Below are 19,132 nucleotides of genomic sequence, written 5' to 3' on the forward strand. Positions count from 1 at the left end.
GGCGGCGCATCAACCGCCTTCAGTCGTCAGGCATCCCGCCGCCGCACACTCCAGGCCCCCAGAAGCAGCGCAGCCCCAGCCCAGAGCCCCGTCACCGCAAGCCCCGACCACGGACCCAGCGCTCCGTCCCACGTCTCGTGGAACACCACCTGTCCCGCCCTGTCCGGCAGGACGTCCGCAACGGAGCCCGACATGTCTCCGATGACGAAGGACACGATGAGCAGAAACGGGATGACGATGCTCAGCGTGGCGACGCCACTGCGCAGCACGGCCGTCAGTCCCGCCGCGAGCAGCGCCATCAGCGTCAGATAGACCCCGCAGCCGACGACTGCGCGCAGTTCCTCGCCCCAGGTCAGCCCGTCCGCCTTCGCCCCCAGGACGGCCTTGCCGACAGCCAGGCTCACAGCTCCCGTCACCAGCCCCACCCCCAGCACCGGCACGGCGATCGCCACCGCCTTGGCGGCGAACCAGCGCCCACGCCGCGGTACCGCGGCCAGCGTGACGCGCAGGGCGCCGCCCCGGAACTCGCAGGACATGGCGGTCGTGCCGAACGCGATCGCCGCGATCTGCCCGAAACTGACGCCGAAGAACACCGAGAACAGCGGGTCGAAGTCCGCTTGGTCGCTGTCGGCTCCGGCGAGCGCCGAGAACATGGCGGTGGCGAGCAGGACGGCGGCCAGGCCTCTGACGAGCGACCTCAGCGTACGGATCTTGAGCCACTCCGAGTGGAGTGCGGGCGTGAATTCCATGGTCAGGCCTCCTGGGTCTGTGCGGTGAACTCGGTTTCCGTGCCGGTGAGATCCAGATAGGCCTGCTCCAACGTGCCCTCCTCCTGGGCGAGTTCGAGGAGGGGCACGCCGGCGGCGGAGGCGAGGCGTCCGATGTCGTCCACGCGTGCGTGGTCCACGATCCAGTGCCCGTCCTCGTGCTCGACGGCGTCGTGACCGTGCCGGGCGAGCACGCTCTTGAGCGCGATGGCGTCCGTTGTCCGGATCCGCACGCGCGGCTGCACGCGCGCGTCGATGAACTCCCGCATCGGGGTGTCGGCCAGCAGGCGTCCGAGTCCCAGGACGACGAGGTGGTCGGCGAAGGACGCGGTCTCGTTCATCAGGTGGCTGGAGACCAGGACCGTACGGCCCTCGCCCGCGAGCCGGCGCAGCAACGCGCGGATCCAGATGATGCCTTCGGGGTCGAGGCCGTTGGAGGGTTCGTCGAGCATGACCACCTCGGGCTCGCCCAGCAGCGCGGCGGCGATGCCCAGCCGCTGTCGCATGCCGAGGGAGTACGTCTTCACTCGGCGCCGCGCCGCCGATGCGAGCCCGGCCTCCGCCAGGACCTCGTCCACCCGGCGCTGCGGGATGCGGTTGCTCGCCGCCAGCATGCGCAGGTGGTCGCGGCCGGTACGGGAGCCGTGCGCGGCCTGTGCGTCGAGCAGGGCGCCGACGTGGCGCAGGGGTTCGTGGAGCGCGGCGTAGGGGCGGCCGCCGATGGTGGCGGAGCCGGAGGTGGGCCGGTCGAGGCCGAGGACGAGCCGCATGGTGGTGGATTTTCCGGCGCCGTTGGGGCCGAGGAAGCCGGTGACACGGCCGGGGCGGACGGTGAAGCTGAGGTGGTCCACGGCTCGCCTGCTGCCGTACTCCTTGGTGAGGTTCTGGACGTCGATGCTGGTCATGGCAGCAGCGTGGCCGCCGGGGCGGGGTGTTTTCCTCCCCCGCCGGTGGAGACCGGCTCCCCCACGCGGGGGAGGTCCGTTGTCAGTGGCGGCTGGCACGATGACGAAATGGCCCGCCTTCTGCGCCCGTTGCTCCGGGGGACGACGTACACACGGCTGCTGCACCTGTGGGTGCCGATGCTGATCGTCAGCGTGTGGCTGTTCATCGACATGTCGACGCCGTGGATGCCCGCGGCCGCCCTGGTCCCGGTCGGGCTCATCCCTGCCGTGCGGATGGGCGAGGGCGTGCAGGCGCGGCTGCTGCTGACGCCGGGCGAGCAGGACTCGGGGATCTCCGTGAACCCGTCCGCGACGTGGCGGGACCGGCTGCGCACCGTGCTGTGGCTCGAGGTGCGGATGGGGCTGGGCGCGGTGGCGATGGCGAGCTGCGTCTGGCTGCCGGCACTGGTCTACGAGCTGGTTCGCATCGCGCTCGGCCACGCACCGGACGGCGGCATCCCGCTGCTGAGCGAGGCCCAACCGCACTGGGCGTACGCCCTGTTGGTGCCGTTGCCGCTCCTCGCGCTCTACGGGGTGGTCGTCGGCCTGGGCGAGCTGGTCACCGCTGTCGCCCGCCGGCTCCTCGGCCCGTCCGTGGCGGAGCGTCTCGCGGCCCTGGAGGAGCGCACGGATCAGCTCCTGGAGCGCAACCGCATCGCCCGCGAGCTGCACGACTCCATCGGCCATGCGCTCACGGTGGCGGTCGTGCAGGCCGGCGCGGCCCGTGCGGCGGGCGACCCGGAGTTCACCGACCGGGCCCTGGCTGCCATCGAGGACACCGGGCGGGCCGCACTGGAGGACCTGGAGCGCGTGCTCGGCGTGCTGCGCGAGGCGGAGCGGCCGGTGAGCAGCCGTCCGACGCTGGCCGAGGCGGACCGTCTGCTGGAGTCCGCGCGCGCGTCCGGGGTGAAGGTCGACATGGATGTGTCCGGTCCGCTGGAGTCGATACCCGGGCCGGTCTCACGTGAGGGCTATCGCATCCTCCAGGAGTCCCTGACCAATGTGCTGCGGCACGCGGGAGCGGTCCCCGTGCGCGTCCGTGTCGAGGTCACCGGCAGCACCCTCGTCCTGGAGGTGCGCAATCCGCTGACCGCCGACATACCGGGGCCCGGACGGGGCAGCGGGCTGCGCGGGATACGCGAGCGCGCGGCGCTGCTGGGCGGCCGCGCGCGCACCGGGCCGGACGAGGGTGACTGGCAGGTACATGTGGAGCTGCCGTTGAGTTGATCTACGCTGGGCGGATGCCCGTGACCGTTCTACTCGTCGACGACGAACCCCTCGTACGCGCCGGTCTGCGGGCCGTCCTGGAGGCGCAGCCCGACATCGAGGTCGTCGGCGAGGCGGCCGACGGGGCGGCGGTGATCCCACTGGTGCGGCAGCTGCGGCCCGACGTGGTCGCCATGGACGTCCGGATGCCGCTGCTGGACGGCATCGAGGCCACGCGCGCGGTGCTGCGAACGGTCGACGAGCCGCCGAAGATCCTCGTGGTGACCACGTTCGAGAACGACGAGTACGTGTACGAGGCGCTGCGCGCGGGCGCCGACGGGTTTCTGCTGAAGCGGGCCCGGCCGGCCGAGATCGTGCACGCGGTGCGGCTCGTCGCCGAGGGCGAGTCGCTGCTGTTTCCGGCCTCCGTGCGGCAGTTGGCCGCCGAATACGGCGACGGCGACGGGAACCGCGCCGCCCGGGCCGCGATGGAGCGGGCGCGACTTACCGAGCGGGAGGCCGAGGTGCTGCGGCTGATGGCCCGGGGCCTGTCGAACGCAGAGATCGCCGCCAGGCTGGTCGTCGGCACGGAGACAGTGAAGTCACACGTCAGCGCCATCCTGGCGAAACTGGGCGCGCGCGATCGCACCCAGGCGGTGATCGCCGCATACGAGTCGGGCTTCGTGGCCCCGGGATGAGCAAGCGCCCCAAAGGGGCGCGGGGCTGTGACATCAGCGGCTCCGCCGCGGGGCGCGACCAGCCACGACAGCGCCGCGGACGAAAGACGGCACAAGGTGGCACTGCCAAGCGGCCCTACCCAGCGGAGCGACCCGGTACGATCCGGCCAACACGCGCACGAGCTGGGAGGACGGGACGTTGGGGCGGCTGACCGGCGGGGATCCCTCGCTGCTGCGAAGGATCAACTCCGCGGTGGTGCTGCACGCCCTGCGTGCCACGGACGCGGCGACACTGACGGAGATCACCCGGGTGACCGGGCTGTCCCGGCCGACCGTCGAGGGCGTCGTCGAGGGGCTCATCGAGGCCGGTTACGTCGTCGAGAAGGCGGCCGACGAGAGCGAGGTGCGACGGCAGGGGCGGCCCGCGCGGCGCTTCCGGTTCCGGGCCGAGGCCGGGCATCTGCTGGGCCTGGACATCGGCTCCCACCGGGTCGCCGCACTCCTCGCCGACCTGGACGGCCGGATTCTCGGCTCGGTCGCCAAGGACGTCGACGAGACGGCTCCGGCCGACGAGCGCCTGGAGCGGCTGCGCACCGCGGTGGCCGAACTGCTGCGCCGCGCCGGGGTCGCACGCGGCTCGCTGCGCGCCGTGGGGGTCGCCTCACCCGGCATCGTCGAGGCCGACGGCACCGTGCGGCTGTGCGCGGCGCTGCCCGAGTGGACGGGGCTGCGGCTCGGCGAGCGGCTGAGCCGGTCCTTCAAGTGCCCGGTGCTGGTCGAGAACGACGCCAACGCCGCGGCCGTCGCCGAACACTGGAAGGGCGCGGCCACCGAGTCCGACGACGTGGTGTTCGTGCTGGCCGGGCTGAGCCCGGGGGCCGGTTCGCTGATCGGCGGGCAGCTGCACCGGGGGTACGGCGGGGCGGCCGGCGAGATCGGCGCGCTGCATCTGCTGGGCCGCGAGGTGACCCCCGAGACGCTGCTGTCCACCACGGACGAGCCGCTGCACCCGCTCGACGAACAGGCCGTCGCCGAGGTCTTCGCGCAGGCCCGCGAGGGCGACCAGCGGGCCCGCGCGGCCGTCGACCGGTTCATCCAGCGGCTCGTCCACGACGTGGCCGCCCTGGTCCTGGCGCTCGACCCGGAACTCGTCGTCGTCGGCGGCTGGGCGGCCGGCCTGGACGGCGTACTGGAGCCCCTGCGCCGCGAGTTGGCGCGCTACTGCCTGCGCCCGCCGAAGGTGGCCCTGTCGCTCCTCGGCGAGGCGGCGGTGGCGACGGGCGCGCTCCGGCTCGCCCTGGACCACGTGGAGGAGCAGCTGTTCGCGGTGGAGGGCACGGTGACGGCGCGGCGCTGAGGCCGCTGCGCAGCAATGTGCGGTGCCCGGGAAACGTGCTGTGCCCCGGAGGAGTTCCGGGGCACAGCACGACTGGCGAGGTCGGGGCTCAGGAGGCCTGGCGCTCGGGCCCCTGGTGGATCTCCACGCCGCCCGAGTCGCCGAAGGTCAGGCGGCAGGTGTCCGCGCGGTACGTGGCGACGGAGAGTGCCGCGGTGCGGCCGTCGGCGAGGAAGCGGGTGGTGACGACGAGGACGGGCGCCCCCGGGAGCCGGTCCAGCTCCTTGGCGTCGTCCGCGCGGGCGGAGCCGAGCTCGACGGCACTGTCCTGCCCTTCCAGCTCCAGCCGCTGCAGCTCGCGCAGCACCGCACGCGCGCGTGCGGGTCCGGACGGTGCGTCTATGGCGGAGAGGTCGGGCACCGACGACTCCGGGACGTAGAGCAGCTCAGCGGCGACGGGCTGGCCGTGGGACACGCGCGAGCGGCGCACCGTGTACACGGCCTCCTCCGGGCCCGTCTCCAGTGCTGCGGCGACGGCCGCCGGCGCGGCCGCGAGCGTGCAGTCGACGGCCTGCCAGACGTCCCCTGTGGCTCCCGGCCAGGCGTGCTGCTCGGTGCCGACGGCGACACCCACCCGCGGCGGGGCGACGGTCGTCCCGACACCGCGGCGGCGCTGCAGCCTGCCTTCCAGTTCGAGCTGCTCCAGGGCCTGGCGGAGCGTGGCTCGGGCGACGCCGAAGCGGGCGGCGAGATCGCGTTCGTTGGGCAGGATCTCGCCCACGGAGAACTCGGAGTCCAATGCCTCACTGAGCACGGTCTTGAGGTGCCAGTACTTCGGTTCCGGCACCGATTCCAGCTGCGTGGTCCCCACCCTGTCCTCCGCAATCGCCGTGGTCCGGCGGCGTTTTAGCGCCCTTGTTTATTAAAGGTTGTTGCACTTATCTGCGACCATAGGGCGGCCCAAACCCTTGGTCAAGACCAATCCTGGATCCCATGGGCACGACACAGGGCGCTTGCCGATCAGCGTTCACGAGGTGTTCGTACGGGGCAGCCCTCGCCGCCTACGCGGAGGCCAGCGAGAGCAGCTTGTCCGGGTTGCGGATGATGTAGACCGACTGAATGCGGCCCTCGAAGACATCCACCTGGAAGACGCTGTCGGGCTTGCCTGCGGAAAGGACCACGACCGCGAGGCCGCCGTTGAGCTCCGTGAAGCGGAAGGACGGGTCCGGCACGCCCTTCTGTGCGGCCCCCACGAGGAAGCGGCCCACCTTGTCTGCGCTCTCCAGGACCCGCAGCGGCGCCCTGGACTTGCCGCCGCTGTCGCCCACCAGCCGCACGTCGGGTGCCAGCAGCGCCATGAGCCCTTCCAGATCCCCCTCCGCCGCGGCGGCGAGGAACCGCTCGGTCAGCTCACGGCGCCGGCCGGGATCGACCTCGTACCGAGGCCGCCGCTCCTCGACGTGCTTGCGGGCCCGCCCGGCGAGCTGACGCACTGCCGCCTCACCGCGGTCGAGCATGACGGCGATGTCCGCGTACGGGTAGCCGAACGCCTCCCGGAGCACGAACACCGCCCGCTCCAGCGGCGACAGCGACTCCAGGACGACGAGGACGGCCAGCGAGACGGAGTCGGCGAGCACGGCCCGCTCGGCGGTGTCCGGGACGGTGTCCCCGAAATCGGTCGCATAGGGCTCGGGCAGCCACGGGCCGACGTACGTCTCGCCCCGCGCCTTGACCTGGCGCAGCCGGTCGATGGCGAGGCGGGTGGTGATGCGCACCAGGTAGCCGCGCGGTTCGCGCACCTCGCTGCGGTCGGCGCCGGACCAGCGCAGCCAGGCCTCCTGGACCACGTCCTCCGCATCGGCCACCCGCCCGAGCATGCGGTAGGCGACCCCCAGCAGGACGGGGCGGTGCTCTTCGAATACGTCGGTCGCGGTGTCGGTGGTCACGGCCCCCATCCCATGCGACGCGTCCGGCCATGTCTAGGAGAAATCCGCGTGTCCCGGAGCAGAATGAGCCGCGGGCCGCCGGCGGTCGGCGGCCGACTTGCGGAGGTGGCCATGCGGTATGCGGTTCTGGGCACGGGCGACGTCGGCCGCACGCTCGGCGGCAGGCTGGCGGGGCTGGGCCACGAGGTGACTCTGGGCTCGCGCACGAAGGACAATCCCGCCGCCCTGGAGTGGGCGCGGAGCGCCGGCGCGGGAGCGCGGGCCGGCACGTTCGCCGAGGCGGCCTCGTCGGCCGAGGTGGTGGTGGTCGCCGTCGGCGGGCGGGTGGCGCTCGCCGCACTGGAGGCGGCCGGGGCGGCGAATCTGGACGGGAAGGTCGTCGTCGACGTCTCCAACCCGATGGCGTTCGAGGCCGGGGAGGTGCGGCTGTCCCCCGTCGAGTCGGACAGTGTGGGCGAGCAGATCCAGCGCGCCTTCCCGCACGCGCGCGTGGTGAAGACGCTCAACACGGTCAACTGCAAGGTGATGGTGGATCCTTCGCTGGTGCCGGGCGAACACCAGGTCTTCGTGTGCGGCGAGGACGCGGGCGCCAAGGATCAGGTCACCGGTCTGCTCGGGGAGTTCGGATGGCCGCCGCACCGGGTGCTCGACCTGGGCGGCATCCGGTCGGCACGCAGCGTGGAGATGCTGCTGCCGCTGTGGCTCGATCTCTTCCGGCATCTCGGGCACGCGGACTTCAACCTGGAGGTGCGCAGGGGGCACTGAGGGGCGTACGGCCGCGAGGTGGACGACCCCCGGGGGGCTACCCGTCGGTAGCAATTGCTGACAAGCTGTCTACACGGCGTCCGTCAGCGAGCCCCAGACGAGGAGCACCCCATGTCCGCCACCGTCTCCTTCAAGGTCCCCTCTCCACGCGGCCCGCAGCCCGTGACCGTCTCCTACGCGCGCGTGGGCAGCGGCGAACCGCTCCTCCTGCTGCACGGCATCGGTCACCACCGGCAGGCCTGGGACCCGGTGGTCGACATCCTCGCGACCGAGCGCGACGTGATCGCCGTGGATCTGCCCGGCTTCGGCGTCTCCCCTGCCCTGCCGGACGGGCTCGCCTACGACCTGCCCACCACGACGGCCGTCTTCGGCGCGTTCTGCGAGGCACTGGAGCTCGAGCGTCCGCATGTGGCGGGCAACTCACTGGGCGGCCTGCTCGCCCTGGAGCTCGGCCGCGAGCAGCTCGCGCGGTCCGTGACCGCCCTGTCCCCGGCCGGGTTCTGGTCCGAGGCCGAGCGGCGCTACGCCTTCGGCGTCCTGCTCGCCATGCGGCACATCTCCCGGCGGCTGCCGGTGCCCCTGGTGGAGCGGTTGTCCCGCTCGGCGCCCGGACGCACCATGCTGACGAGCACGATCTACGCCCGCCCGGGCCGCCGTTCACCCGAGGCCGTGGTTGCCGAGACGCTGGCCCTGGCGCAGGCGACGGGGTTCGATGCGACCCTCCGGGCCGGCAGCAGCATCCAGTTCACCGACGACATCCCGACCATCCCGGTCACCGTGGGCTGGGGCACCAGGGACATGCTGCTCGTGCGCCGTCAGGGGGTGCGCGCCAAGCAGATCATTCCCCGGGCCCGGCTGGTGCGGCTGCCCGGCTGCGGGCACTGCCCGATGAACGACGACCCGGCGCTGGTCGCCCGCGTCATCCTCGACGGCAGCCGCTGACGCACCGCGCCTGAAGGCCAACGCGCCCGATCCGAGGGCGACTCCGGCGCCGACCAGGGCACTGCCGACGGCCTGGGCAGCCCCGTAGGAGCCCGTTTTCACAAGCGGGGCCGTGCAGGCGGCGGCGACCGGGATGAGCCCGGAGAACAGCGTGGCGCGCTCGGCGCCGATCCGCTGCAGGCCCATGTACCAGCACACGAAGCCGACGACGGTGACGACCGCCGCCTGCCACAGCAGCGCGGCGGCCTCGGTGGCGTCGGGGCGCCGCAGCCACGCCGTGCCGTCCACGAGCAGTCCGGCCGCCGCCGACTCGGCCGCCGCAAGGCCGCACACCGTGGCCGACAGCAGCCGGGGTCCCAAGGGCCGCAATACGGGCACGGCGAGTACGGCGAAGCCGACCTCGCCGGCCAGCGCGCAGGCCGAGAAGGCGATCCCCGTGCCGTCCGTACGCCCCCACCCCTGGACCGCGAAGGCACCGACGGCGACCAGCAACGCCCCGTACAGGACCCGCCGTTGGGGCCGGCGGCCCTCCAGGACCGGGACGACGACGGCCACCACCACGGGCGCGCATCCCACGAAGACGCCGGGCACCGCCGGTTCCGCCGAGCGCTCGGCCGCGATGACGGCCAGGTTGAAGCCGACCATGCCGACGGCGGCGAGCAGCGCGAGACGGGCCCACTGGCGGGGCGCGAGCAGCCGCAGCCGCGCCGTCGCTCCCGGGCCCGCGAGCGGGAGGAGCAGCAGACAGGCCAGGCCGTAGCGCAGGAACTGGCCGCCCGCGTACGGGTAGTGGCCCAGGACGCTGTTCGCGGTGAAGGATCCGCCGACGAGGACACAGGCGAGTGCGGCGAGGAGGGCTCCTCGGGTGGTGGTGGCGTTCATGGCAGCGACGCTAGGCAGCGCGGCGGTCCGGTTTAAGGTCCATTTCCATGACGTCATCGGAGACCAATCGGGACGCGGTTCCTGATCCGGGCCGGAGTGCGGAGCCCGGTCAAGCGGGCTCGCCCTCCTGGGAACTGCTCCTGCCGGCCGCCTCCGCGCCGGCACGCACGCGTGGACGTTCGCTGCAGGCGGCGCTGCGTGAGGCGGTGCGGACGGGGAGGCTGGCGCCGGGCACCCGGCTGCCGTCGAGCCGGGATCTCGCGGCCGACCTCGGGGTGTCGCGAGGGCTGATCACCGAGGCGTACGAGCAGTTGACGGCGGAGGGCTATCTGCGCAGCGGGCGAGGTGCGGGCACCTGGGTGGGCGGTGCCGTGCGGGCCGCGCCCCCACGCGCGCGTGATCTCGCCCCGCGCTCCCCCGGTGCACGCGCCGACTTCGTGCCCGGCACGCCGGATCTCTCGCTGTTCCCGCGCGCCGCCTGGGCCGCGGCGCAGCGCGCGGTCCTTGCCGAACTGCCCCACCAGGACCTCGGCTATCCCGACCCGCGCGGGCTGCCCCGGCTGCGTACCGCCCTGGCGGAGCTGCTGGCCCGCCGCCGGGGTGTGGTCGCGGACCCGGAGCGGATCGTGATCGTCTCCGGGGTGGCGCAGGCGACGACGCTGCTCGGATTCGCACTCCACGCGCGCGGGTTGCGCACGGTCGGCGTCGAGGATCCCGGGAGCCCCCAGCACGACGCGCTCTATGCCTCGGCCGGTGTCACCACCGTGCCCCTGCCCCTGGACGGCGAGGGAGTCGTCGTCGGACCGCTGCGGGACTCGGGTGTGCGGGCCCTCGTGACGACACCCTCCCACCAGTTCCCCACCGGGATCGCCTACTCCGCGCGCCGCCGCACCGAACTCCTCGACTGGGCTCGGTCCGTGGACGGGCTCGTCCTGGAGGACGACTACGACGGCGACTTCCGGTACGACCGCGCCCCCGTGGGCGCGCTGCAGGGGCTCGACCCGGAACACGTGGCCTACACGGGCTCGGTCAGCAAGTCACTCGCTCCGGGCCTGCGGCTGGGCTGGCTGCTGGTGCCCCAGGCGCTGGCCGACGAGGTCGTCGAGCGCAAACGCACCATGGACCTCGGCCATCCCGCCCTCGACCAGGCGCTGTTCGCCCACTTCGTGGAGCGCGGCGACTACGACCGCCAGCTGCGCCGCTGCCAGCGGACGTACCGCGAACGGCGTGACGTGCTCGTGGCCGCGCTCCAGGAACACTTCCCGGGCGCGGAGGTCGGCGGGATCGCGGCGGGACTGCACGTCATCGCCGCGCTTCCGCACCGGTACGGCCCCCAGGACACGTTCCTCGCGCGCGTGGCCGCGGCCGGTGTCGCCGTACGCCCGCTGACGGACTACACGCACGCGCGTGCGGAGCACGAGGGCAGCGGCGGCGTGCGGCTGGTTCTGGGGTACGCGCATCTGTCGCCCGCCGGGATCCGTGCAGGTGTACGGCTGATGGCGCAGGCATCCGGCGCATGACCATGGGGTGACCGGGGCGGAGAGCGACGGGTGGCTGATCCATTTCGCCACCGCCGGCGCCCCCGTCGCACACCGGTTCCCTTGTCCCTGCGGCCAGTTGTTCACTTGTGGTTTCCGTGTGCGCTGCGGCGCACCAGTAGTTGTGGCATCGCACACTGGCCGGATCCCGTCCCTGGAGGCGCATCCATGTCACATCGTCCGTTCCCCGGCCGCCGCAGCGTGCTGCGCGGCTCCCTCGCCGCGTCGGCGGCCCTGACCCTGCCCAACACCCTCGGCGCGGCACCGGCGTTTGCCCTCTCGGGGCGCCCCGAGGCGGGCTGGGGCGTGCAGGCGGGAGACGTGACCTGCCACTCGGGGCTGGTGTGGGTGCGCTCCGACCGTCCGGCCCGGATGATCGTCGAGACGTCCGCGACGGAGTCGTTCCGCAACCCGCACAGATGGCACGGTCCGCTGCTCGGCGCGGACTCGGACTTCACCGGCACGACCCGGCTGCGCGGGCTGCCGTCCGGCGAGCAGATCCACTACCGCGTGCTGCTGGCCGATCCGGACGACCCGCGCCGCACCGGCGAGCCGGTGACCGGCACGTTCCGTACCGCGCCCGCGAAGCGCCGCCAGGGCGTGAAGTTCGTGTGGTCCGGCGACCTGGCAGGACAGGGCTGGGGCATCAACGAGTCGATCGGCGGCTACCGCATCTTCGACGCCATGGCCAAGGTGGACCCGGACTTCTTCCTGTGCAGCGGCGACAACATCTACGCCGACGGCCCGATCTCCGCCACCGCCACGCTGCCCGACGGCAGCATCTACCGCAACGTCACCACCGAGGAGAAGTCGCACGTCGCGACCACCCTGGACGACTACCGGGGCAACTTCCGCTACAACCTGCTCGACCAGGCGCTGCGCAGGTTCAACGCCCAGGTGCCCAACATCATCCAGTGGGACGACCACGAGGTCCGCAACAACTGGTACCCGGGCGAGGTCATCGGCACCGGCACGCCCTACCCGGCCGGCACGAAGCTGGACGACCTGGCGCTGCGCTCCCGGCAGGCCTTCTCCGAGTACTTCCCGATCTCCACCATCAGCGGGCGCCCGGACGGCCGGATCTACCGTGTCGTCAACCACGGCCCGCTGCTGGACGTGTTCGTGCTCGACATGCGCACCTACCGCAATGCCAACTCGCCGGACAACCAGACCACGGACCCGGTGGGCATCCTCGGCCGCGAGCAGCTGGAGTGGCTCAAGCGGGAGCTCTCGAAGTCCCGCGCGGTGTGGAAGGTGATCGCCAACGACATGCCGCTCGGACTGGTCGTGCCCGACGGGGTCGAGGGCAAGCCGAACTTCGAGGCCGTCGCGCAGGGCGACCCGGGCGCGCCGCTGGGCCGCGAGCTGCAGTTCGCCGAGCTGCTGCGGTTCATCAAGCACCGGCGGATCACCGGCACCGTGTGGCTGACGGCCGACGTGCACCACACCTCCGCCCAGCACTACGACCCGTCGCGCGCCGCGTTCAAGGACTTCGAGCCGTTCTGGGAGTTCGTGTCCGGCCCGCTCAACGCCGGCGCCTTCCCGGCCAACGCGCTCGACGGCACCTTCGGCCCCGACCGGGTGTTCGTGAAGGCGCCGACGACCGCGAACGTCTCGCCGGCCCAGGGCTACCAGTTCTTCGGCGAGGTCGACATCGACGGGGACAGCGGCGAGCTGACGGTGCGGCTGCGCGAGTACGACGGCACCGTGCTGTTCACGCAGGTGCTGCAGCCGGGCCGGGTCGGCCAGTAACTCCCGTACCCTTTTCCTTGGGCCGCGCACCGGCGTCATCCCCCGGTGCGCGGCGCCGAGGACCATCCCCCGCTTCTTCGCAGGCTCCTGACGTCTCCTCAGGTGGCCTCCATTGGGCTGCCGGCGGTGGCGGACGTGGCCGCCTGACCAGGTGCGTCGCCCGCCTCCCGATTCCCGCAGCACAATCCGTTGAAATATCTACAAAAGGAACATAACCACACTTTACCGATCAGTCACAAAGCGTTCGTGATCACGCAACACCTTTCCTTCACAGTGGCTGCATGAGTCGAGAAATGTCTGATGTGACACGTGCGAAGAATGGCCGTCCCGTGCACCACTGGCGACGGGACGTCGTCGAACTCGCCGCCCTGTTCACGGCCGTCGCCGTGGCCGACGGCGTGGCAAACCTGATCGGGCACGGCCCCGACGGCCCGGCACTGCTGGTGATCTCGGCGGTCCTGCTGGCCGCCACGGCGGGGTTCCACACCTGGTGGACACGCCGCCACGGTCACGCACCTCCGGCCGGTGATACCGACGCCCGGTCGCTGCCGCAGGAGCAGCAGGCCGGGCCGTCCGACCAGTCGTCGGCGACGCCGGAGGCCGTGCCCGGTCAGAGCGCGCTGTGGCGGATGCGGACGACGGTGAAGGACGAACCGGGGTCGCTGGCCGCGCTGTGCACGGCGCTGGCCGGGCGGCAAGTCGACATCCTGAGCCTGCAGACGCATCCGCTGGCCGACGGCACGGTGGACGAGTTCCTGCTGCGGGCTCCCGGTGGGCTCATGGCGTCCGAACTCACCAAGGTGGTCTCGCTGGCCGGGGGTGCCGACACCTGGATCGAGCGGGCCGACGCCCACGATCTGGTGGACGCACCCACCCGGGTTCTGGGCCTGGCCGCCCGCACCGCCCTGGATGCGGCCGAACTGCCGCTCGCGCTGCGGCAGTTGCTGGGCCGGTGCACCATCCGCCAGCTGCCGGCCACGCCGGTCGGCGGCGGCCGGGGTCCGGCGGGCGTGCCCGTGGAGGGAGCGCTCGAGGACACCGTGATGCGCCTGCGGGCGCCGGAAGGCGGAGTGATCACCGTGGAGCGGCCGTATCTGCCGTTCACCCCGACCGAGTTCGCCCGGGCGCGGGCGCTGGTGGAGCTGGACGCCCTGCTCGGGCCGCGCGTGCCGCACAGCCAGGACGTGCTGACGCTGCCCGAGGGCAACGAGATCACCGTGCGGCGGGCCGACGCACGCGACCTGGAGCCCGCGAAGGCGATGCACGAACGGTGCTCGGCACGGACGCTCGGCATGCGCTACCACGGGCCGGTCGGCGACGCGGACCGTTACCTGAACCACCTGCTCAGCCCGCGCTTCGGCCGCACCCTCGCGGTGCACACCGCGTCGGGACGCATCGTCGGCCTCGGCCACCTGCTGTGGGACGGGGACGAGACGGAGGTCGCGCTGCTGATCGAGGACAAGTGGCAGCGCCGCGGCATCGGCAGTGAACTGCTGGAGCGGCTGGTGGCGATGGCGGCCGAGGCGGGCTGCGAGAGCGTGTACGCCGTGACACAGGCGTCCAACACCGGCATGGTCGCGGCGATGCGCGGCCTGGGGCTCCCCCTCGACTACCAGATCGAGGAGGGCACCCTGGTGATCACGGCCCGCCTGCAAGCGGGCCAGGCCGGCTCCCGGCTGCCGTACGGGGTGGCGGAGGAGCAGGTCGGCGAGCGGATCGCACGGGACTAGCGCCCGGCACGGCGCAGCTGCGGACGGCCCGGCGGGAACGCCGGGCCGTCCCGTGTCCGGGGGGCGCGGCCCGGAGCGCGCCGTACGCCCGCGCCCGCCGCGTACGCCCTCGGCTCAATCCGGGTGACGCGCGGCGACCACTCGTATGAGGATGGACTCCATGCAAGAGACCACCAACCCGCTGCCCCGCGAGGTCGCCGACGCGTACGTCGACGAGCTCATCGCCCTCGACCCGGTGACCGGTACGTACCTCGGTGTGAAGGAGAGTTCGAGCAGGCTGCCCGACCTTTCGCCCGCGGGCCAGGAGGCGCTCGCGGAACTCGCGCGACGGACCCTGGCGAGGCTCGACGAGGCCGAGCGGCAACCCGGCGCGGACAGTGACATCGAGCGCCGCTGCGGCCGGCTGCTGCGCGAGCGGCTGACCGCCGAACTGGCCGTGCACGAGGCCGAGGAAGGCCTGCGCGCCGTAGGCAACATGGCCACGCCCGCGCACTCGGTGCGCGAGGTCTTCACCGTGACGCCGAATCAGTCCGAGGAGGACTGGGCGGCGATCGCCGAGCGACTGCGTGCCGTACCGGCCGCGTTCGCCGGTTACCGCGAGTCCCTCGCGCTCGGGCTGGAGCGCAAGCTGTACGCGGCTCCGCGCCCGACAGCCACGTTCGTCGAGCAGCTCACCGAGTGGTCGGACACGGACGGCAAGGGCCGCGGCTGGTTCGAGGACTTCGCCTCGGCGGGCCCCGAGGCGCTGCGCGCGGAGCTGGACGAGGCGGCCCGCGCGGCCACCGCGGCCGTCGTGGAGCTGCGCGACTGGATGCGCGAGGTGTACGCGCCGGCGATCGAGGGCGCCTCGAACACGGTGGGCCGCGAGCGGTACGCCCGCTGGGCGCGTTACTTCAACGGCACGGACCTCGACCTGGACGAGGCGTACGCGTACGGCTGGTCCGAATTCCACCGCCTGCTCGGCGAGATGAAGCAGGAGGCCGAGCGGATCCTGCCCGGCGCCGAGACGCCCTGGGTGGCGCTCGCGCACCTCGACGAGCACGGCAAGCACATCGACGGCGTGGACGAGGTCCGCGACTGGCTGCAGGGTCTGATGGACCAGGCGATCGACGAGCTGGACGGCACCCACTTCGAACTCGCCGAGCGGGTGCGGAAGGTGGAGTCGTGCATCGCCCCGCCCGGCGGCGCGGCGGCGCCGTACTACACGCCCCCGTCGGAGGACTTCTCCCGTCCGGGCCGCACCTGGCTGCCGACGATGGGGCAGACCCGTTTCCCGGTCTACGACCTGGTCTCGACCTGGTACCACGAGGGCGTTCCCGGCCATCACCTCCAGCTCGCGCAGTGGACGCACGTCGCGGCGAACCTCTCCCGCTACCAAGCCACCATCGGCGGTGTCAGCGCCAACGCCGAGGGCTGGGCGCTGTACGCGGAGCGGCTGATGGACGAGCTCGGCTACCTCACGGACGCGGAGCAGCGGCTCGGCTACCTCGACGCGCAGATGATGCGGGCCGCCCGGGTCATCGTCGACATCGGCATGCACCTGGAGCTGGAGATCCCGGCGGACTCCCCGTTCCACCCCGGCGAGCGCTGGACCCCCGAGCTGGCCCAGGAGTTCTTCGGCGCGCACAGCAGCCGCCCGGCGGACTTCGTGGAGAGCGAGCTGACCCGCTATCTGACCATCCCCGGCCAGGCGATCGGCTACAAGCTCGGCGAGCGGGCCTGGCTGCGCGGCCGCGAGAAGGCGCGCGAGCGGCACGGCGACGCGTTCGACCTCAAGGCCTGGCACATGGCGGCACTCTCGCAGGGCTCGCTGGGCCTGGACGACCTGGTGGACGAACTCTCCCAGCTCTGACGGCCCGGCAGGTCAGCGGCGGAAGCCGCCCTCCGAGTCGATCACCTGGCCCGTGATCCAGTCCGCCTCGTCCGTGGCGAGCCACGCGATGAGGCGGGCCGGGTCGTCGGGCATGCCCCAACGGCCGGACGGGAAGCGTGCGGCGATCGCCTCGTACGTCTCCCCGGTCGCGTAATCCGTGTCCACCGGACCGGGGTTGACGGTGTTCACGGTGATCGCCTGCTCGGCGAGCGTGGTCGACAGGGAGCGGGTGATCGAGGCAAGTGCGCCCTTCTGGAGGGCGTAGGCGATCTCGCCGGGCATGCCGCCCGCGATGTCCTGGCCGGAGGTCATCATCACGACGTGTCCGCCCGGCGTGCGCGGGGGCAGTTCGGCTCGGTGCCGGGCGTAGGCCTGGACGAGGAGGAGTACCGAGCGGGTGTCGACCGCCCAGTGTGCGTCGAGCATCGCGGCGTCGATCGTGTCGAGGCTGCCGTCGCTGCCGCTGAGGGCGTGGTTGGCGACGAGGATGTCGAGCCGTCCGCCGAGCGCCGAGGCGGCCGTGGCGATGAGTTCGGCGGGCGCAGCCGGGTCGGCGAGGTCGCCGGGGCCCGCGACCACCTCGGCCGCGGGATCGCCGAGTGCCGCGCGCACGGAGGCGACCACGTCCTCGGTGCGGTCGCCGCCCCAGGGCATGGCGATGTCGTGCGGCAGGTGGTGGTGCAGATAGGCGCTCGCCCCGTACGCGGCGAGCCGCCGGGCCACGGCATGTCCGATGCCGGCGCGTCTGCTGGCCCCGGTCACCAGGGCGGTACGACCGCGCAGCGGCAGCCGCTCACGGCGCAGGTCTTCGGGAGCGGGGTGCGGGAGTCGGGGCATGGATGACCATGATGGGCAACGCTCCGACCCGGCGCACGCGATTATCCGTGCTCGACCAGCCGTGCTCTACTTTCCCTGCTCGACTACCCCTGGTCGATGCGCCGCAGTTGGACGAGGCCCAGCCAGGTCTCCGGCCCCGGCTGGACGTTGGCCGCCCGCACGGCGTACCTCCCCGGTTCCAGCACGACCCGGAGGCAGTCGGTCCGCTCCGTTTCGGATCCGGGCCAGGCCGAGTCGAACAGCACGACCGCGCCCGGCACTTCCCAGCGCACCTCGTGTCCCCAGTCCGCCGTGGCGAGGGCCGCGGGGACGCCGGCCAGGAGTTCGTCCTCGGAGTTCGCCGCCCACCACCGTATGAAGGTGGCGTGCTCGGACAGGAAGGCGGTGGAGGCGGGTTCGTCGCCCAGGACCAGGGCCGCCGAGTCGCCGACCGGGAGCAGCCCGACGAATCCGTCGACCTCACAGGCCCGGTCGTAGTCGGAGGCGGTCTCCTCGCCGTCGGCACCCGACCAGAACGGCAGCACCGTCTCCGGCACCGCAATGAGCGGCCCGCCGCCCGACTCGACCCATTCCAGCGCACCGGGTTCCGCGTATCGCACCATGGCGCAGAACCGTACACGGCCGAGGAACCCACGAATCCGCCGTCCCCCGTCCCTCCCCCGCCGACGGTTCAGCAGCCGCAGTCTTCCGCGTCCGCCGGCGCCGTCAGCGGGTCGGCGGGGCGGCGCTCGCGGCCCTCCCAGGTCTCGTATGCGAAGCCCTCGCGCGCCCAGTACTCGAAGCCGCCGAGCATCTCCTTGACCTGGTAGCCGAGTTCGGCGAGGGCGAGCGCGGCCCGGGTGGCGCCGTTGCAGCCGGGGCCCCAGCAGTACGTGACCACAGGCACTGACTTGTCGAGGAGCTGTTCGGCCTGCTCGGGGATGAGCGCGGTCGGCAGGTGGACGGCGCCTGGGATGTGCCCCTGGTCCCAGGACTCGGTGGAGCGGGAGTCCAGGACGACGAACCCGGGGTCGCCGCCGGCCGCGAGTGCGGCGGCGACGTCCGACACATCGGCGTGGAAGACGAGGCTCGCGCGGAAGTAGGCGGCGGCCTCGGCCGGGGCCGCCGGAGCCACGCGCAGGACAGGGTTGACGGCGGTCGCGGTTCTGCTCATGATCCGGCCTGCTTTCTCCGAGGTTGTCGCTACGGCCAGAAATCTACGGTTGCCGATGATCTCCCAGAAGGGGCATTCCCCGGCCTGCCTCTTGCTCGGCCGGGGATTCCCCTGCTATCTCTCCGCCATGACCGTGTTTTCCCCGGACGCCACCGACTGGCGCATCCTCGACGTCCTCCAGCGTGAGGGCCGCGCCAGCTTCGCCGAGCTGGCACGTGCCGTCTCGATGTCGCCGAGCGCGGTCACCGAACGGGTGCGCCGCCTGGAGGAGGCGGGCGTCATCCAGGGGTACGCGGCCGTCGTGGACCCGGAGCGGCTGGGGCTGCCGATCCTCGCGTTCGTACGGCTGCGGTATCCGAACGGCAACTACAAGCCCTTCCACGACCTGGTCGCCGTGACGCCCGAGATCCTCGAGGCCCACCATGTGACGGGCGACGACTGCTTCGTCATCAAGGTCGCCGCCCGCTCGATGCGCCATCTGGAAGAGGTGTCGGGCAAGATCGGCGCACTCGGCTCGGTGACCACGAGCGTCGTCTACTCGTCCCCGCTGCCCCGGCGGCCCCTGGGTCACTGACCTCGCTGCCGGACCACCGACCCCGATCTTCCCTTCACGACCTCCAGTTGCGCGTGGATACGGCGTCTCAGATCGGCGACGTGGCTGACGATGCCGACGCTGCGGTCGCGCTCGCGCAGCGAGTCGAGCACGTCGAGGACCTCGTCGAGGGTCTGGTCGTCGAGGCTGCCGAAGCCCTCGTCGATGAAGAGCGACTCGCAAGTTCGGCAC

17 protein-coding genes and 2 pseudogenes are annotated in these 19,132 nt (G+C 72.4%); 10 read left to right on the forward strand and 9 right to left on the reverse strand.

The annotated features are described in order from the left end of the window. Positions 1–26: 26 nt before the first annotated feature. On the reverse strand, positions 27–749 hold the full coding sequence (locus ACFY10_RS41310) for an ABC transporter permease subunit (RefSeq protein WP_390670456.1): 723 nt from the start codon (positions 747–749) through the stop codon (positions 27–29). A gap of 2 nt (positions 750–751) precedes the next feature. Continuing rightward, entirely contained in the window at positions 752–1,672 is a 921-nt protein-coding gene (locus ACFY10_RS41315; protein WP_390670457.1) for an ATP-binding cassette domain-containing protein, read from the reverse strand. 108 nt (positions 1,673–1,780) lie between these two features. On the opposite strand from ACFY10_RS41315, the gene ACFY10_RS41320 reads away from it, so the two are divergent. From ACFY10_RS41320 to ACFY10_RS41330, 3 genes are all read left to right on the forward strand, one after another. Then, positions 1,781–2,938: a sensor histidine kinase gene (locus tag ACFY10_RS41320; RefSeq protein WP_390670458.1), complete on the forward strand. Its 1,158-nt coding sequence runs from the start codon at positions 1,781–1,783 to the stop codon at positions 2,936–2,938. Between the two features lie 14 nt (positions 2,939–2,952). Further along, entirely contained in the window at positions 2,953–3,615 is a 663-nt protein-coding gene (locus ACFY10_RS41325; RefSeq protein ID WP_390670459.1) for a response regulator, read from the forward strand. 178 nt (positions 3,616–3,793) lie between these two features. Continuing rightward, positions 3,794–4,951 carry an ROK family transcriptional regulator gene (locus tag ACFY10_RS41330; protein WP_123963677.1) on the forward strand — a complete coding sequence of 386 codons (1,158 nt, stop codon included), beginning with the start codon at positions 3,794–3,796 and terminating at the stop codon, positions 4,949–4,951. 88 nt (positions 4,952–5,039) lie between these two features. On the opposite strand, the gene ACFY10_RS41335 is transcribed toward ACFY10_RS41330, so the two are convergent. Next, positions 5,040–5,801: a GntR family transcriptional regulator gene (locus ACFY10_RS41335; protein WP_390670460.1), complete on the reverse strand. Its 762-nt coding sequence runs from the start codon at positions 5,799–5,801 to the stop codon at positions 5,040–5,042. Positions 5,802–5,991: 190 nt separating this feature from the next. Further along, complete coding sequence (locus ACFY10_RS41340; RefSeq protein ID WP_390670461.1) at positions 5,992–6,876, reverse strand: RNA polymerase sigma-70 factor; 885 nt, start codon at positions 6,874–6,876, stop codon at positions 5,992–5,994. Positions 6,877–6,987: 111 nt separating this feature from the next. On the opposite strand from ACFY10_RS41340, the gene ACFY10_RS41345 reads away from it, so the two are divergent. Beyond that, entirely contained in the window at positions 6,988–7,641 is a 654-nt protein-coding gene (locus ACFY10_RS41345) for an NADPH-dependent F420 reductase (protein WP_390670501.1), read from the forward strand. A gap of 111 nt (positions 7,642–7,752) precedes the next feature. Further along, positions 7,753–8,583: an alpha/beta fold hydrolase gene (locus ACFY10_RS41350; protein ID WP_390670462.1), complete on the forward strand. Its 831-nt coding sequence runs from the start codon at positions 7,753–7,755 to the stop codon at positions 8,581–8,583. Between the two features lie 93 nt (positions 8,584–8,676). On the opposite strand, the pseudogene ACFY10_RS41355 reads toward ACFY10_RS41350, so the two are convergent. Further along, positions 8,677–9,522, reverse strand: a pseudogene (locus tag ACFY10_RS41355) (EamA family transporter); the annotation flags it as partial. Here ACFY10_RS41355 and ACFY10_RS41360 point away from each other — a divergent pair. The 4 genes from ACFY10_RS41360 (at position 9,513) to ACFY10_RS41375 (ending at position 16,337) form a co-directional block, all read left to right on the forward strand. Further along, positions 9,513–10,985, forward strand: a complete 1,473-nt coding sequence (locus tag ACFY10_RS41360; RefSeq protein WP_390670463.1) for a PLP-dependent aminotransferase family protein — start codon at positions 9,513–9,515, stop codon at positions 10,983–10,985. The pseudogene ACFY10_RS41355 and the gene ACFY10_RS41360 sit on opposite strands and share 10 nt — an antisense overlap. Positions 10,986–11,171: 186 nt before the next feature. Continuing rightward, on the forward strand, positions 11,172–12,755 hold the full coding sequence (locus ACFY10_RS41365; protein ID WP_390670464.1) for an alkaline phosphatase D family protein: 1,584 nt from the start codon (positions 11,172–11,174) through the stop codon (positions 12,753–12,755). A 293-nt stretch (positions 12,756–13,048) separates the two neighbouring features. After that, positions 13,049–14,485: a GNAT family N-acetyltransferase gene (locus ACFY10_RS41370; RefSeq protein ID WP_390670465.1), complete on the forward strand. Its 1,437-nt coding sequence runs from the start codon at positions 13,049–13,051 to the stop codon at positions 14,483–14,485. Between the two features lie 160 nt (positions 14,486–14,645). Next, entirely contained in the window at positions 14,646–16,337 is a 1,692-nt protein-coding gene (locus ACFY10_RS41375) for a DUF885 domain-containing protein (protein WP_390670466.1), read from the forward strand. Between the two features lie 12 nt (positions 16,338–16,349). On the opposite strand, the gene ACFY10_RS41380 is transcribed toward ACFY10_RS41375, so the two are convergent. From ACFY10_RS41380 to ACFY10_RS41390, 3 genes are all read right to left on the reverse strand, one after another. Then, on the reverse strand, positions 16,350–17,195 hold the full coding sequence (locus ACFY10_RS41380; protein ID WP_390670467.1) for an SDR family oxidoreductase: 846 nt from the start codon (positions 17,193–17,195) through the stop codon (positions 16,350–16,352). An 83-nt stretch (positions 17,196–17,278) separates the two neighbouring features. Continuing rightward, on the reverse strand, positions 17,279–17,797 hold the full coding sequence (locus ACFY10_RS41385; protein WP_390670468.1) for an immunity 21 family protein: 519 nt from the start codon (positions 17,795–17,797) through the stop codon (positions 17,279–17,281). Positions 17,798–17,865: 68 nt separating this feature from the next. Then, the gene (locus tag ACFY10_RS41390; RefSeq protein WP_390670469.1) at positions 17,866–18,348 is read right to left on the reverse strand and encodes a rhodanese-like domain-containing protein; all 483 of its coding nucleotides are present in this window, start codon (positions 18,346–18,348) and stop codon (positions 17,866–17,868) included. Positions 18,349–18,475: 127 nt separating this feature from the next. On the opposite strand from ACFY10_RS41390, the gene ACFY10_RS41395 reads away from it, so the two are divergent. After that, complete coding sequence (locus tag ACFY10_RS41395; RefSeq protein ID WP_030927812.1) at positions 18,476–18,922, forward strand: Lrp/AsnC family transcriptional regulator; 447 nt, start codon at positions 18,476–18,478, stop codon at positions 18,920–18,922. On the opposite strand, the pseudogene ACFY10_RS41400 reads toward ACFY10_RS41395, so the two are convergent. Further along, positions 18,916–19,119: pseudogene (locus ACFY10_RS41400) on the reverse strand (exonuclease); the annotation flags it as partial. The gene ACFY10_RS41395 and the pseudogene ACFY10_RS41400 sit on opposite strands and share 7 nt — an antisense overlap. Positions 19,120–19,132 lie beyond the last annotated feature (13 nt).

This window comes from Streptomyces sp. NPDC001401 (assembly GCF_042895385.1).
GTDB lineage: Bacteria > Actinomycetota > Actinomycetes > Streptomycetales > Streptomycetaceae > Streptomyces.

Bases quoted from the DNA above. Each gene is read 5' to 3' on its own strand.
- ACFY10_RS41325 (WP_390670459.1), top strand. From the start codon at position 2,953: ATGCCCGTGACCGTTCTACTCGTCGACGACGAACCCCTCGTACGCGCC.
- ACFY10_RS41375 (WP_390670466.1), top strand. From the start codon at position 14,646: ATGCAAGAGACCACCAACCCGCTGCCCCGCGAGGTCGCCGACGCGTAC.
- ACFY10_RS41345 (WP_390670501.1), top strand. From the start codon at position 6,988: ATGCGGTATGCGGTTCTGGGCACGGGCGACGTCGGCCGCACGCTCGGC.
- ACFY10_RS41310 (WP_390670456.1), bottom strand. From the start codon at position 749: ATGGAATTCACGCCCGCACTCCACTCGGAGTGGCTCAAGATCCGTACG.
- ACFY10_RS41390 (WP_390670469.1), bottom strand. From the start codon at position 18,348: ATGAGCAGAACCGCGACCGCCGTCAACCCTGTCCTGCGCGTGGCTCCG.
- ACFY10_RS41320 (WP_390670458.1), top strand. From the start codon at position 1,781: ATGGCCCGCCTTCTGCGCCCGTTGCTCCGGGGGACGACGTACACACGG.
- ACFY10_RS41365 (WP_390670464.1), top strand. From the start codon at position 11,172: ATGTCACATCGTCCGTTCCCCGGCCGCCGCAGCGTGCTGCGCGGCTCC.
- ACFY10_RS41380 (WP_390670467.1), bottom strand. From the start codon at position 17,195: ATGCCCCGACTCCCGCACCCCGCTCCCGAAGACCTGCGCCGTGAGCGG.
- ACFY10_RS41315 (WP_390670457.1), bottom strand. From the start codon at position 1,672: ATGACCAGCATCGACGTCCAGAACCTCACCAAGGAGTACGGCAGCAGG.
- ACFY10_RS41350 (WP_390670462.1), top strand. From the start codon at position 7,753: ATGTCCGCCACCGTCTCCTTCAAGGTCCCCTCTCCACGCGGCCCGCAG.
- ACFY10_RS41395 (WP_030927812.1), top strand. From the start codon at position 18,476: ATGACCGTGTTTTCCCCGGACGCCACCGACTGGCGCATCCTCGACGTC.
- ACFY10_RS41360 (WP_390670463.1), top strand. From the start codon at position 9,513: ATGACGTCATCGGAGACCAATCGGGACGCGGTTCCTGATCCGGGCCGG.
- ACFY10_RS41385 (WP_390670468.1), bottom strand. From the start codon at position 17,797: ATGGTGCGATACGCGGAACCCGGTGCGCTGGAATGGGTCGAGTCGGGC.
- ACFY10_RS41370 (WP_390670465.1), top strand. From the start codon at position 13,049: ATGTCTGATGTGACACGTGCGAAGAATGGCCGTCCCGTGCACCACTGG.